The 13,650-nt window shown below is 68.6% G+C and carries 17 protein-coding genes; 8 read left to right on the top strand and 9 right to left on the bottom strand.

Going from position 1 to position 13,650, the window contains the following annotated elements; genetic code table 11:
- Positions 1–39: 39 nt before the first annotated feature.
- The 3 genes from V2L32_RS10510 to V2L32_RS10500 all read right to left on the bottom strand — a co-directional run bounded on the left by V2L32_RS10510 (position 40) and on the right by V2L32_RS10500 (position 2,496).
- Entirely contained in the window at positions 40–501 is a 462-nt protein-coding gene (locus tag V2L32_RS10510; RefSeq protein WP_331236445.1) for a DUF6653 family protein, read from the bottom strand.
- A 264-nt stretch (positions 502–765) separates the two neighbouring features.
- A complete protein-coding gene (locus V2L32_RS10505; protein WP_331236444.1) occupies positions 766–1,047 on the bottom strand; it encodes a DUF7410 domain-containing protein in 282 nt (93 codons plus the stop codon).
- Between the two features lie 51 nt (positions 1,048–1,098).
- On the bottom strand, positions 1,099–2,496 hold the full coding sequence (locus V2L32_RS10500) for a hypothetical protein (protein ID WP_331236443.1): 1,398 nt from the start codon (positions 2,494–2,496) through the stop codon (positions 1,099–1,101).
- Positions 2,497–2,587: 91 nt separating this feature from the next.
- On the opposite strand from V2L32_RS10500, the gene V2L32_RS10495 reads away from it, so the two are divergent.
- Both V2L32_RS10495 and V2L32_RS10490 read left to right on the top strand, forming a co-directional pair.
- Positions 2,588–2,845, top strand: coding sequence for a cytochrome C oxidase subunit IV family protein (locus V2L32_RS10495; RefSeq protein ID WP_331236442.1), 258 nt, complete (start codon positions 2,588–2,590; stop codon positions 2,843–2,845).
- 7 nt (positions 2,846–2,852) lie between these two features.
- Positions 2,853–3,356 (top strand): hypothetical protein, encoded by a 504-nt coding sequence (locus V2L32_RS10490; RefSeq protein ID WP_331236441.1) that lies wholly within the window; start codon positions 2,853–2,855, stop codon positions 3,354–3,356.
- Here V2L32_RS10490 and V2L32_RS10485 read toward each other — a convergent pair.
- The 5 genes from V2L32_RS10485 to aroA form a co-directional block, all read right to left on the bottom strand.
- On the bottom strand, positions 3,338–4,009 hold the full coding sequence (locus V2L32_RS10485; RefSeq protein ID WP_331236440.1) for a DUF7546 family protein: 672 nt from the start codon (positions 4,007–4,009) through the stop codon (positions 3,338–3,340). The genes V2L32_RS10490 and V2L32_RS10485 overlap by 19 nt on opposite strands.
- A gap of 19 nt (positions 4,010–4,028) precedes the next feature.
- Positions 4,029–4,484 carry a hypothetical protein gene (locus V2L32_RS10480; RefSeq protein WP_331236439.1) on the bottom strand — a complete coding sequence of 152 codons (456 nt, stop codon included), beginning with the start codon at positions 4,482–4,484 and terminating at the stop codon, positions 4,029–4,031.
- Positions 4,485–4,533: 49 nt separating this feature from the next.
- Positions 4,534–5,715: a chorismate synthase gene (gene aroC, locus V2L32_RS10475; protein ID WP_331236438.1), complete on the bottom strand. Its 1,182-nt coding sequence runs from the start codon at positions 5,713–5,715 to the stop codon at positions 4,534–4,536.
- Positions 5,716–5,773: 58 nt separating this feature from the next.
- Positions 5,774–5,914: a hypothetical protein gene (locus V2L32_RS10470; protein WP_331236437.1), complete on the bottom strand. Its 141-nt coding sequence runs from the start codon at positions 5,912–5,914 to the stop codon at positions 5,774–5,776.
- 236 nt (positions 5,915–6,150) lie between these two features.
- The gene (gene aroA / locus V2L32_RS10465; protein ID WP_331236436.1) at positions 6,151–7,425 is read right to left on the bottom strand and encodes a 3-phosphoshikimate 1-carboxyvinyltransferase; all 1,275 of its coding nucleotides are present in this window, start codon (positions 7,423–7,425) and stop codon (positions 6,151–6,153) included.
- Between the two features lie 81 nt (positions 7,426–7,506).
- Here aroA and V2L32_RS10460 point away from each other — a divergent pair, with 81 nt between their 5' ends.
- Positions 7,507–7,947, top strand: coding sequence for a hypothetical protein (locus V2L32_RS10460; RefSeq protein ID WP_331236435.1), 441 nt, complete (start codon positions 7,507–7,509; stop codon positions 7,945–7,947).
- Here the strand turns inward: V2L32_RS10460 and V2L32_RS10455 are convergent.
- Entirely contained in the window at positions 7,925–9,133 is a 1,209-nt protein-coding gene (locus V2L32_RS10455; RefSeq protein WP_331236434.1) for an AI-2E family transporter, read from the bottom strand. The genes V2L32_RS10460 and V2L32_RS10455 overlap by 23 nt on opposite strands.
- A gap of 101 nt (positions 9,134–9,234) precedes the next feature.
- On the opposite strand from V2L32_RS10455, the gene V2L32_RS10450 reads away from it, so the two are divergent.
- The 5 genes from V2L32_RS10450 to V2L32_RS10430 all read left to right on the top strand — a co-directional run bounded on the left by V2L32_RS10450 (position 9,235) and on the right by V2L32_RS10430 (position 13,648).
- Positions 9,235–10,167 carry an ABC transporter ATP-binding protein gene (locus V2L32_RS10450; protein WP_331236433.1) on the top strand — a complete coding sequence of 311 codons (933 nt, stop codon included), beginning with the start codon at positions 9,235–9,237 and terminating at the stop codon, positions 10,165–10,167.
- A complete protein-coding gene (locus V2L32_RS10445) occupies positions 10,160–10,957 on the top strand; it encodes an ABC transporter permease subunit (RefSeq protein ID WP_331236432.1) in 798 nt (265 codons plus the stop codon). Before V2L32_RS10450 ends, V2L32_RS10445 begins: the two co-directional genes overlap by 8 nt.
- Positions 10,954–11,562, top strand: a complete 609-nt coding sequence (locus V2L32_RS10440; RefSeq protein ID WP_331236431.1) for a TetR/AcrR family transcriptional regulator — start codon at positions 10,954–10,956, stop codon at positions 11,560–11,562. The genes V2L32_RS10445 and V2L32_RS10440 overlap by 4 nt, the downstream gene beginning before the upstream one ends.
- 144 nt (positions 11,563–11,706) lie before the next feature.
- Positions 11,707–12,861: a M24 family metallopeptidase gene (locus V2L32_RS10435; RefSeq protein ID WP_331236430.1), complete on the top strand. Its 1,155-nt coding sequence runs from the start codon at positions 11,707–11,709 to the stop codon at positions 12,859–12,861.
- Positions 12,862–12,898: 37 nt separating this feature from the next.
- Positions 12,899–13,648: an SDR family NAD(P)-dependent oxidoreductase gene (locus V2L32_RS10430; RefSeq protein WP_331236429.1), complete on the top strand. Its 750-nt coding sequence runs from the start codon at positions 12,899–12,901 to the stop codon at positions 13,646–13,648.
- Positions 13,649–13,650: the final 2 nt, after the last annotated feature.

Below are 13,650 nucleotides of genomic sequence, written 5' to 3'. Positions count from 1 at the left end.
AACCGGCCACACCGTCGCCGCATCGATCAGACCGTGACCTCAGCGACTCAGGGACCTCGTACGGCGCTCGTACTCCTCCTCGTACACCCCGACCATCCGCCCGAAGAACACGAGCATCAGCGCTACGGAGACGACGGTTCCGACGGCCGTCCGGGCCGGCCGGCGTTCGACGGCCGACCGGAGCGTGAACACGTAGACGGGTGCGCAGGCGACGACGAACGGGGTGTGTACCGATGAACGGATCCCGCGTTCGATCCAGACGCGTTCGCCGAGGACGGCGCGGGTCGCCCACGTCTCGTCGATCTCGGGTGGGGAGACCGGGAGGGGATTCAGCGCGACGAACAGGAGCGTCCCGGCGAGAAGCGGTCGACTCCGGCGGTAGATCGTCAGGACGAGCACCGGGTAGGCGGGGACGAGCGTCCAGACGCTCCACGGGTTGGCGTGACGCGACCAGAGGAGTCGGTCCCCGAGCCGATCGGGTTCGAGAGTGCTGTCGGTCACACCGTGTCGAGTGACGTACGCCCGGACGATGAGCCTACGCCCCGGCTCCCCACTCCATCCTCCGTCGGTGAGGCTCGATCACCCGGTCGTCCGGTCACCAGGACGGTCGTAGTCCCGTACCGGTGATCGTCGACCCGTACTGGCGATCACCGGTACCCAGTCACAACCGTCCTCATCGTAGGAGGCCACACGTTCTCGGTTGCCGATCGAACGACACCGGAGACGTGTGAGCCAACGAGAGTCGGGTGGCGACGATGATCCCTATCAGTGCCAGACGACCGCGTAGGTGTAGCTGACCCCGAAGTAGAGCAGGAGCAACGAGACGACCACCTTCGCGTGGAAGGTGAAGAGGTCGTGGGACTCCTCGCGGTAGGCCTCCTCGTAGCTCTCTCGCTCCGCCTCGGAACAGCTCTCGGAGTGTACCTCGCCGAGGTGGAGATCAGCGAGGCGGTCGGTCCGGAACGGCCGCTCACAGTGGGGACAGCGCGACGCCGGGCGTTCGTCATCCGGAATCGCGAACTCCGGCTCCGAGATCGGGCGGAACATCCGTGAGCGGAGATCACGACGGAGCGGACCATATAGCCGTCGGCGTCCGTCTCAGGCGACGAACGCCGGCGGCTGGGTCGGCAGCGAGAGCAACCAGAGCGAGAGCATCGTGTACAGCACCATCACGAGCACGAACGGGAACTGGCTCCGGATCGCCTGGAGCCGCCCGGCGAAGAGGTCGAACGAAGCGGCGTGGGCAGCCCAGACGGCGAGTACGTGCCCGACGAGGACGAATGCGACGTCGAGCGTGCCGAACCAGGGAGGGGGGACGAGCACCTGGGGGGGCAGCGGCGGAGAGAACGGGGTCGCGAGGGCCCCGACCAGCGAGGGGGAGAGCGAGAGCAGGAACGAGGCGTAGTGCGCGAGGTGGTAGCCCGCGGCGATGGCGAGCAGCGGGGGTGCGAACCGGAAGGCGAGATAACGCGTCGTAAGGTACGTCTCCGCGCGCCGGCGGGCCCGCCGCGCGGCGAGCCAGTAGATCCCGAGGAAGAGCGCGTAGCCCGAGAGGAGGATCGAGAGGTAGACGATGGCGGGCGGGAGGCCGATCCCGACGAGGAGCTCGACGGTGCGCACGCCGGGCGGCGTGACGACGAACCCACTGTAGGTGAGCTCCCAGACCAGCAGGACGGAGAACGCGACGACCGAGAGGTCGCGAAAGGCGTCACCCTCGCGCAGCCGCGCGCCGGGCAGCCGCAGTTCGAGTCCGCTCTCGGTCCGCTGGATCGGCGCGACCGCCCCGTAGAACCGGAACCAGACCGAGAGCGGGTCGCCGTAGCGAAACCAGTCGTCCGGCGAGAAGACGATCGCCCCGGCGAGCGTGTAGACGGAGTAGGCGAGGACGGCCACCGCGAGGACCCGGGGGACCGTCGTGACCGGGACGATCACCTCGATCCAGATCAGCGAGAGCAGCCCCACGACCGCCGGGAGGACGCCGAGGTCGGCGGGGTAGTCGACGAACCCGTTGGGGAGCCGTTCGGCGATCGCCCGCCAGGGGTCGATCGCGGGCCAGGGGTTCCCGATCAGATAGGCCACCGTCGTCAGACCCGCGCGAGCGCCGACGAAGACGACGAGTACGGCGAGGTTCGCGTTCGCGAACGTCGGACCGACTAGGCCGACGACGACGACCAGCGCGAGGAGGACGACCCCGGCCGCGCCCGGCAGGACGACGACCGGTCGCAGCCACCGCGTCGACACTGATATCGTGTGCTCGTGGACGCCCTCGATGAACGCGCGATCGGTGACGAGCATCGAGAGGAGCCCCGACGCGCCGACGACGGCCCCACCCGTCAGCAGGTAGAGCCACGTCGGCACCGTCACGTCGCCGGCGTCGTCCGCGAGCCCCGTCACCACGTTGCTGGCTGCGGCCACGTCCGCGAGCGCGAGCGTGCCGACCAGCGCGAGGGCCGCGAGGTGGAACGGGCGTGTCGGGTGCGGGCGGGGGACGGCCATCCGTCAGGAGAGGACCGTCGAACCGTTATCTACCTATCGACGTCCCGGAACACGCAAACCTATAAGTGCGGGTGAGAGTATCTATCAGGTCATGGCGTCGGTGAAACTCTACACCGCGATCTACGTCGCCCTCCTAGTGCTCGCGACCTCGAAGGTGATCTTCTTCCAGCTGTTCGACTACTGGACGGCCGTCTCGGCGACGATGGTGACGGCGGTTGCGAAGACGGTGCTGATCGTGGCCTACTTCCAGCACCTGCGCTTCGAGCCGCGCTCGCTCACCTACCTCCTCAGCATGGGCGTGTTCGCGGTGTTCTTGCTGACCATCGCGGCGACCTACTCGATCTTCTGAGGGGAGCGTGACCCACGAGCACACCGCCCCCGACTCGGGGGAAACCACGGGGTATCGCCCGTCGAACCGTAGCCTCGGATACGTCGCGGCCGCGCTCGCGTACGCCGTCGCCCTGCTCCACCTCTTTCACCCGACGCTCGGGACGCCCGCGTTCGTCGCCTACACGCTCGCCGGCACCCCGTTCGTCGACCCACGACCCGCGGCGTTCGTGCTCTCGGGCGTCGCGATACTCGTCGGCGCGAACCTCGTGTTGCTGGGTGCGCCACGGAGACCGATCTACCTCGCGGGGATGGTCCTCATGATCGTCCACATCGCGGGCTACGTCGGCTGGCACGCGTTCGGCCACGGCGCGTGGTGGCCGCTGCTGGAGCGTCACGGACACAGCCACTCGATCGGGGAGATCCTCCTCGGACCCCACCACCTGCGCGGGGACTCGCTCGCGCTCGCCGCGAAGCTCTCGGAATTCGCGTTGCTCGTCGTGCTCGCGCTGCTCTACCGGCGCGAATCGTAGCCGGGCCGCCAGTAGAGCAGCGTGGCCGCGAGGACGAACACGCCCGTAGAGATGTCGATCGAGAGGCTGTAGACGGCCACGGTGAGCGCGGACGAGCCACCGGCGACGCCCGCGACGAGCGACGCGACGACCGGGACGGCACAGCCGACGCAGGTGGCGAGGCCGAGCACGCCGGAGAGCGCGGCGCCGGCCGCGTCGAGGACGGTCACGTAGACGAGGTACGCGAGCGCGAGGTAGCCGATCACGAGGTAGGGAACGAACGAGAGGTGAACCGTCTCGCCGACGTACGCGACCGCCGGCCCCCAGCCGGGGGCGCCCATGGTCGTGTAGAGCCCGGAGACGGCGTGGATCTGGTGTTCCTGGCCGGTGTGGACGCCGACCAGCCCCGAGAGCGCGGCAAGCACGAGGAAGTACGAGAGCGCGAGAACGGCCGCACCGGCCCGGTGACGGCGCTCCGCAGTCGGCGGGGCTGTCTTCAGGATCACCCAGAGCCCGACGTTGATCCAGACGAACGGGTAGAGCAGGTAGCGGAGGCTCGTCGGTTCGGCTGGCGTGAACGCGAAGTAGATCGCGAGGAGCCAGAGTTCGGCCACGAGGACGAGCGCGATCCAGCGCGCCTCCCTCGCGGAGACGATCGTCGTGAGCCGGTACACGGGGCGCCCTCCCATCGGATCAGCCGAAGACGAGCGCGAGGACGATCGCGCCGATGAGCAGCAGTCCGAGCGCGATCGTCCCCTCAGCGACGCCCCAGGCGGTCGACCGCCCTTTCGACTTGGCCGTGAAGTACGTCCCGACGAAGAGGAACGCGGAGACGACCAGCGCGAGCACGCCGGCGACCGCCACGCCCGCGAGCGCCTGCGTTCCCTCGGGGACCGGACCGCCGCCGACGAACAGGATCACGCCGACGCCGACGCCGACCGTGAGCGCGAGGAACGTGAGCGTCCACGTCGTCGGACTCCGTGTCAGCCGGGTGAGTGATTCGGAAGCGGCGTCCCATCGGGATGCGTGTTCGGGTTCCCCCCGGGGCAGCGCGGACACTCGTCCCTCACGACGCCCGACGGCGACCCCGACGGCGACCAGCAGTGCACCCATGAGAACGGCACTCGTGAGATAGACTACCTCTGTCATTATCGTCGGTGAGTATCCGTCCGGCCCTTATAACTTCTCGTGTCGCCGGCTACTCGTTCTCCGGGCTCCGGGGGTGGTAGTCGGTGGCGTACTCTCCGACCCGACCGTCGACCCGGTCGGGGTTGATCCTGCCAGCGAGCAGCATGAAGTCGACGACCGTGAGCGCACACATCGCCTCCACGACCGGGACCGCCCTCGGGGGTAACACCGGATCGTGGCGGCCGATCACCTGCACCCGCTTCTCCTCGCCCGTCTCCCAGTCGACCGTCGTCTGCTCCTTCGGGATCGACGTCGGCGCGTGCCAGGTCGCCTCGCCGTAGATCGGCTCACCAGTAGAGATCCCACCCTGGATCCCGCCGTGGTCGTTGCCGATAGGAACCGGGTCCCCCTCCTCGCTCCGGATCTCGGGAAACGAGTCCCCGTCGTCGAACGCCCAGTCCTCGTTGCGCTCGGAGCCCGAGTACCGACTGGCCTCCGTCCCGAGGCCATACTCGAAGGCGGTCGTCGCCGGGATCGACATGATCGCAGCGCCCAGCCGGGAGGGAAGCCCGTCGAACCGCGGCGCCCCGAGTCCCCTGGGAACGCCGCGGATCTCGAACTCGATCGAGCCGCCGATCGAGTCGCCCTCGCGCTGGTAGCGCTCGATCAGCTCCTCCATCTCCGCGGCAGCCCCGGGATCGGCACACCGGACGGGGTTCTCCTCGGTGTGCTCTTTCATCTCCTCGAAGCTCACCTCGCGGGCCCCGACGTCGCCGATCCGGTTGACGTGGGCCTTGATCTCTATCCCTTCCAGCGAGAGCAGTTTCGAGGCGATCGCACCCGCAGCGACCCAGTTCACCGTCTCCCGCGCGGAGGATCGCCCGCCACCGCCCCAGTTGCGCGTGCCGAACTTCGCGGAGTAGGTGTAGTCGCCGTGGCTTGGTCGCGGCGCGGTGACGAACGGCTCGTACTTACCGGATCGAGCGTCCTTGTTCTGGATCGTGAGCCCGATCGGCGTTCCGGTGGTGTAACCGTCCTCGATCCCCGAGTTGATCGTCACCGCGTCGGGTTCGTCGCGCGAAGTCGTGATCATCGACTGGCCCGGCTTTCTGCGATCCAGTTCCCGCTGGAGGTCTCTCTCCTCTAGCTCGAGCCCCGCCGGACAGCCCGAGACCACACAGCCCATCGCCCGCCCGTGGCTCTCGCCGTAGGTCGTCACCTGGAAGAGCCGACCGAATCGGTTGCCGTTCATACGTGGGGGTGGCGTGCCTCGCATTTAGTCCTTGCAGAAGGCGTGGCCGTGGAGTCGCTCACGGAACGACGGTCAGCTCCGGGAAGTAGGAGGTGAAAAAGCCCCGATCGAAGCTGATCAGCGTATCCGCGTCGACGCTCGCGTGAGCGCCGATCACGAAGTCCGCCGCGATGTGTTGCCATGGGGACGAGAGCCTCACCGCACGAATCGCGGGAGAGATCCCGTATCCCGCCACACGACGGGCACTGCAACCCGTCCGGACGGCGGTCGAGGTAGCTCGAAAACCGTTCTCCCGCCCGGAACAGCGCCTCCGACGACGGTTCGGAGACCAGGATCCCGAGGTCGTCGAGAAGCGATCGTTCGACCGACTCCCGGAGCATAGAGGACCGTCGTCCCGCAGGGTCACAGTGCTACCCGGCACTGGACGGCGGCGGGTCAGACGGAGACGTCCGCGCCCAGGCCCGAAAGCACCTCGAAGAAGTCCGGGAACGAGACGTCGACGTGTTCGGCACCCTCGACCGTCGTCTCGCCCTCGGCGATCAAGCCAGCGACCGAGAGCGCCATCACGATCCTGTGGTCGTCGTAGCCCTCGACCGTGGTGCCCACGAGATCGGTCTCCTCACCGACGACGGTGAGAACATCGCGTTCCTCCCTGACGACGGCCCCCATCTTCTCCAACTCGGTCGCCATCGCGCTCACGCGGTCGGTCTCCTTGTACCGGACGTGCTCGCAGTCGGTGATCCGGGTCTCGCCTCCCGCCGCCGCGCCGAGGACGGCGATGGTGGGTAGCAGATCGGGCGTGTCGCCGACCCCGACCTCGATCCCCGAGAGCTCCGACGCGCTCGTCCGGATCTCGCCCTCCTCTCTCTCCCACACCACGTCGCCGCCCATCCGCTCGACGATCCCGACGATCGCGCTGTCGCCCTGCGCGCTCGGCTGCGCGCCGGTGGTCGTCACCTCCTCGCCGCAGAGGGCGCCCGCAGCGAGGAGGTACGACATCGAGGAGAAGTCGCCCGGTACGGAGTACTCCGCCGCGTCGTAGGTCTGCCCGCCCGGAACCGAGAATCCCACCGAGGTGCGCTCGACCTCGATCCCGAAGGCGTCGAGCACGTCGAGGGTGATCTCGACGTACGGGGCGGACTTCAGCTCCGTCGTGAGTTCGATCTCGATCCCCCCCTCGCCCACCGCCCCCGCCATCAGCAGCGCCGTGATGTACTGCGAGGAGACGTCGCCGGGGATCGAGACGGCCCCCCCGGAGATCGGCCCGCCGACGACCAGCGGCGCCTGGCCGTTGCCGCGGGTGCTCTCGGCACGCCCGCCGAGGTCCGAGAGGGCCTCGAGTAACGGTCCCTGCGGGCGGGAGCGGAGCGACGAGTCGCCGGTGAGCACGGTCAGGCCGTCGCCGAGCGCGGCGGTGGCGGTCACGAGGCGCATCGTCGTCCCGCTGTTCGCGCAGTCGATCACGTCGTCGGGGACCGCGGGCGTCCCAGCGAAGCCCTCCACCTCGACGCGGTCGTCACGCTCCTCGACAGTGCCGCCATAGGCGCGGACGGCGCGCATCGTCGCGCGGGGGTCGGCACCGAACAGCGGCTCTCTCACCGTCGCGCCCTCGCCGTAGCCGGCGGCGAGGATCGCCCGGTGGGTGTAGCTCTTCGAGGGCGGCGCGCGCACGCGCCCGGCGAGGCGCGACGGCGAGAGTGTGACGTCCATGTGCGGGTCCGAGACACGCTCGGGCCATGACCGTATCGGTCCCGTCGGGTTTTTGCGGGATCGCTCCCTCCGGTCGACCGGATGGGACCCGGCTCCGAGGACCCGCGCGTGATCCGGTCGGTCGCGGTGACCGCGGGCGACGTCGTCACGGCCTACGAGGCGACGGTTCGCGGCGGTCGCGAGACCGTCCTCCGGATCACGCCGCCGTTCGTTCCCCGGGAGCGGGCTCGACTCCACGTCCCCGGACCGGACGAGCCATCGGGCGATCCGGCGCCGATCCACCTCGCTCCCGGGGGGCTGCTCGATACGGACGCGCTCGGACCGTTCCCGACGCCGGACGACACCGCGGCGGCGATGGAGGAGGCGGGCGAACGGTACTCGCCCGATCGCCACCACGAACGCCATCTGGAGGCCGTCGAGCGGTGGCGAGCGAGAGCGAGAGGGGCGATCGTCGAGGAGGTCACCCTGGAGCTTCCGGACGGGCGTCACCCGGTCGAGGTCAAGGCTCTCGGGGTGTGCTGATACCCGTCGTTCGGTCGGATCGGGGTCCTCCCGGTTCCGGATCGGTTCCCCTCCCAGGGTCGGTCGGCTCCAATGAGTCGAACTCGGCGAGCCTGGTCTGACGCGAGTGGGGGAGTTCGCCGGAGACGACGTAGGGGACGAGGACGTAGCCGGCGTTGATCAGGAGTACGAGGAGGATCGGGGCGAGGAAGAGCCCGTAGAGGCCGAACACGGCGGGGCCGACGATGTAGGCGACGATCAGCAGTCCCGTGTGGGTGTTCTCGCCGGAGATCAGCCCCCGGATGAGGAGGTCGGGGATCGCGTCGACGAGGACGCCGACGACGGCGACGAAGCCGGCGACGTAGAGCAGCGCGGAGTAGTCGCCTTCGAGGACGAGCCGGACGAGCAGGGCGAGTGCGACCGGGACGTAGACGAGCTTGATCCCGATGACGGGGACGAGACTGCCGATTCCCGCGAGCGCGCCCAACAGCGCCGGAAACGGGACCTGGACGATCGGCGGCGCGACGACGTTGTAGAGGCTGAAGACGACGATGCCGACCGCCGCGGTGACGAAGACGTTGACGATGTTGCCGAAGAGCGTCGCCGAGAGTTCGGGGTCGACCGCGCGGACGTACTCGGTGAGGACGCCGTCGCGGTCGAACGTCTCGAGCAGCCACGCGACGAACCGGGGGCCGTCGATCAGCATGTAGTAGGTGAGCAGGACGAGGACCATCGTCTGGACGACGAGGCTGCTCGCCATCCCGAGGAAGCCGAGCAGCCCCGTTCCGAGCGAGGCGAGCGGCGCCGTGGCGCTCGCGCCGGCGATCGTCTCCTCGAGTTCGGAGAGTTCGATCCCGCCGAGGTCCGCCTCGAGCACGCCCCGGACGAGCTGGTCCTGGACGCCGTACTGTTCGACGAGCTGTGCCGTCTCGAGCAGGACGATCGCGACCGTGTAGAACAGGAGGACGAGAAACGGAACCCCGAAGAGCACGAGCGCGAGCGCCGCTCTCTTACGCTTTCCGAGATCGAACCGGCGGAGGAACCGGTAGATCGGCCGGACCGCGTAGTAGAGGAAGACCGCGACGACGACGACCGCGACGACCGCCTCGACGACGTAGGCGACGACCGCGAGCAGGGCGAGCAACAGGAGCCCGAGGACGATCCGCTGGCGAAGTCGGGCGTCCGCCCGCTTCGAGATCGGTGACATTCGTTCGTCATACTACGCCGGAGACGTATATGAGGTCGCCTCCCCGGAGCCGTGAACGAATGAGAGGAATTTTCATCTATTCAGAGAACGAAGGAGCTGGAATGGGCGTGATAGAACTCGAGGGGCTGACGAAACACTACGGCGATGTCGTGGGCGTCGACGACCTCACGTTCTCCGTCGAGGAGGGGGAGATCTTCGGCTTCCTCGGCCCGAACGGCGCGGGCAAGACCACGGCGATCAGGACGCTCCTGGGGCTGCTCTCGCCGACGTCGGGGACGGCGAGAGTGCTCGGCGCGGACGTGCGGGACGAGGGGGCGCTGGTCGAGGCGAGACGCCGTGTCGGCTACCTCCCGGCGGACCTCGGCTTCGACGAGGGGGCGACCGGCGAGCAGATCCTCGATCTACACGGGAGGATCAAGGGCGACTCCCGGCGCGAGGCACTCCTAGCGCGCTTCGACCCGCCGATCGAGCGGCAGGTCCGCGAGTACTCGACCGGAAACGAGCAGATGCTCGGCATCGTCCAGGCGTTCATGCACGACCCGGATCTGGTGATCATGGACGAGCCGACCTCCGGGCTCGATCCGCTGAAACAGGAGCGCTTCCACGAGTTCCTCGCCGAGGAGAGCGAGCGGGGGACGACGGTGTTCTTCTCCTCGCACGTGCTGAGCGAGGTCAGACAGGTCTGTGACCGCGTGGGGATCCTCAGGGAGGGGACGCTCGCCGCGCTCGAGGACGTCGAGACGCTGCTCTCCCGTGGCGGTAAGCGGGTGCGGATCAGGGTAGAGGGGTCGCTCGATCCGGACGCGCTCGCGCTCCCCGGGGCGTTCGACGCCGAGTCGGTCGGCGACGCGCTGGCGTTCACCTACGCGGGCGAGTACAACGCGCTGCTCTCGCGTCTCACGGAGTTCGACGTTATCGACGTCGAGATCGGCGAGCCACCGCTCGAGGACGTCTTCATGCACTACTACGGCGAGGAGGGCGCGGCGGACGAGGAGGAGCCAGCCGCGCGCAGAGCGGAGGTCGCGGATGCTTGAGTTCGCCCGGTTCGAGGCGCGACGCCGGGCGAAGGGGACGGCGGCGCTGGTCGCCGGCGTGAGCCTCCTCGCCGCCTCGTTCACGGGGCTGTTCCCCTCGATCGAGACCGCCGACGTCGACATGGACGCCTACGTGGAGGCGTTCCCCCCGGCGCTCCAGGAGATGTTCGGGATCGCGGCGCTCGACACGATCGAGGGCTTTCTCGCGGTCGAGCTCTACCAGTTCGTCTGGCTCCTGCTCCTCGGGCTCTACTTCGCCTACAGCGCCGCCGGACTGATCGCGAGCGACGTCGAGCGCGACCGGATGGACCTCACCCTCTCGCTTCCGGTCACTCGGACGAGAGTGCTCGCGGAGAAGTTCCTCTCGCTCTCAGTCCCGATCCTCGCGCTGAACGCCGTCGTTCCACTGGTGGTCTACGCGAGCGTGGTCGCGATCGGCCAGTCGATCGACCCGGTCGACCTCCTCGCGGTCCACCTGCTCTCGATCCCGTACCTGCTCGCGTGTGCCGCGATCGGCCTCGTCCTCTCCGTGCTCGCGGATCGAGCCGACCTCGCGAAGCGGGCGGCGATCGTCGTCGTGTTCGTGCTCTTCCTGGTGGAGTCGCTGGCCGCCAGCACGGAGAACCTGGAGTGGCTCGGCTACGTGAGCCCCACCCACTACTACGACCCGACGGAGGTGCTCGTCGCGGGCAGCTACGACCTGACGGGTGCGGGGATCCTCATCGTCTCGACGCTCGCGCTGGTGTTCGCGAGCAGGCTCCGGTTCGTCCGGGCGGACGTCGGGGCATGAGCGGGTTCAGCGACGGCGAGCGGGAGCGGATCCGCGAGGCGCTCATCCACACCGGTCGCGAGAAGTTCACCCGGTACGGCGTGAAGAAGACGACGATCGGCGACCTTACCGAACCTGTGGGGATCGCGAGCGGGACGTTCTACCGGTTTTTCGACTCGAAGGACGACCTCTACTGGGCGGTGCTCGAGACCGAACGCGAGGGCGTCGTCGAACGGATCGAGACGGCCGTGAGCGCGGCAGCGGGTCCCGAGGCGGAGATACGTGCGCTCCTCTCGGCGATCTTCTCCGAGATCGAGACGAACCCCTTGGTCCGGGGGCTGCTCGACGACGCGGACGAGCGCGCGCGGATGATCGCGACGATGAGCGAAGCGGAGCTCGAGGCCGCCCACCGGGAGAAGGTGGCCTTCCTCCTCCCGCACGTCGAATCGTGGATCGATGCGGGCGTCGAGTTCGAGGGCGAGCCCGAGGTGGTGGCGGGGGCGCTCCGCTCGCTCGCCTTCCTCACGCTACACGAGGTCGAGATCGGTCCGGACTACCCCGAGATCCGCGACCTCCTGATCGCGAGCGTCGCGGCGGGACTGGCCCCCGGAGACCACGAGAACTGAGAGGGATCACCGGAAGAGTTCGTAGTTCTTCGATTTCGAATCGAACGACATCGATGAGAGGTCAACCCGAGAGATCCGGTCGGCCACGACGACCCCTCTGAGCCGAACCGGACCCGTTATGTCGAAGCCGTGACCAGCGTCGCTATGGACCCCGACCTCTCCGCGCTCGACGAGCTCCTCGACGACCGCGACGCCGACGGCTACCTGATCGACGCGAGTTCGGAGCACTCCGACCAGCGCTACCTCTCGGGCTTCGACGCCCACGACCCCTTCTTCACCCTCTACACGGGAGAGACGCACCTCCTCGTGTCCGGACTGGAGTACGGTCGGGCGCGGAAGGAGGCTCGGGCGGAGACGGTCTCGAGATACGCCGACTACGATTACCTGTACGGCTCGCCCGACGAACGGATGCGGATGCTGGCCGACTTCCTCGCCGACCACGACGTCTCCTCCACCCTCGCCCCCGCCCGCTTCCCGCTCGCGACCGCCGACGGCCTCCGGGATCGAGAGGTCTCGGTCGAGGCCGAGACCGAGGACGTGCTCACCGAGATCCGTGCGGTGAAAACCGACGAGGAGATCGGCTACATCCGCGAGGCACAGCGGGCGAACGAGGCGGCGATGGCCGCCGCGGAGGAACTGTTGCGAGCGGCGAGCGTCGAGAGCGGTAGATTGCTCCTCGACGGGGAGGCGCTCACCTCCGAGCGCGTGACGAGGGAGATCGAGCGCACTCTGTTGGAACACGACCACGCGCTCGACGAGACGATCGTCGCCGGGGGCGCACAGGGCGCCGATCCCCACGACCGAGGGAGCGGGCCGCTGCCGGCGAACCAGCCGATCGTGATCGACGTCTTCCCGAGGAGCAAGGCCACGAAGTACAACGCCGACATGACCCGGACGTTCGTCGTCGGCGAGCCGACCGAGGAGGCGGTGCGGCGCTACGAGATCACCGAGGAAGCGCTCGACGCGGCGCTCGCGGCCGTCGAACCGGGGGTGACCGGCGCGGACGTCCACGACGCGGTCTGTGACGTCTACGAGGGGGCGGGCTACGCGACGCTCCGGAGCGACCCCGGTACCGAAGTCGGCTTCATCCACTCGACGGGCCACGGCATCGGCCTCGACGTCCACGAACTCCCCAGTCTCTCGCCGAGCGGCGGCGAACTCGAGCCGGGGCACGTGATCACCGTCGAACCGGGGCTCTACCACCCCGACGTGGGCGGGATCCGGATCGAGGACCTCGTCGTCGTCACCGAGGAGGGCTACGAGAACCTCACCCGGTACGAGAGACGGTTCGTCGTCTGACCCCGCAGTTTTTCTTTGGCTCACGCCTCGCATCCGTATGGATCTGACCGATCGGGTCGTGCTGATCACGGGCGCGGGCGCTGGCATCGGGAAGGCGACAGCGGAGTGCTGTGCGGACCACGGCGCGGAGGTCGTCGTCACCGACGTGGACGGCGAGGCGGCGCGTGCGGTGGCCGAGGAGATCGACGCGGAGAGCGCACGCCTCGACGTTCGCGACCCGGAGAGCTTCGAGGCGGCCATCGAGGAGACCGTCTCGGCGTTCGGCCGGATCGACGGCCTCGTGAACAACGCGGGGATCGGCCAGCCCCCGAACCCGGTCGAGGACGTCGACGAGGCGACCCGCGACGCGGTGTTCGGCGTGAACCTCTACGGCACCTGGAACGGCACGCGCGCGGTCGTGCCGCGGATGAAGGAGCGGAGATCGGGGGCGATCGTGAACGTCTCCTCGCTCGCGGGGCAGATCGGGCTGGCGAACTTCTCGGCGTACTCGCTCACGAAGGGGGCGGTCCTGAACTTCACGCGGGCGGTGGCGACCGAACTCGGCCCGCACGGCGTGCGCGCGAACGCGGTCTGTCCGGGCTTCGTCGAGACCGCGCTCTCACGGGACTACTTCGAGGCGTCGGACGACCCCGAACGGGCGAGAGAACGGATGGAGGCGACGTACCCGTTGAAACGCCTCGGCGAACCGGAGGAGGTCGCAGAGCCGATCGTCTTCTTGCTCAGCGAGCGCGCCTCCTACGTCACCGGCCACGGCTTCACGATCGACGGGGGCTACTCCGCGGGGTAGGT

Origin of the sequence: Halalkalicoccus sp. CGA53 (genome assembly GCF_036429475.1) — an archaeon.
In the GTDB taxonomy this organism is placed as follows: domain Archaea; phylum Halobacteriota; class Halobacteria; order Halobacteriales; family Halalkalicoccaceae; genus Natronorarus; species Natronorarus salvus.
This window is presented reverse-complemented; position numbering and strand designations above follow the sequence as displayed.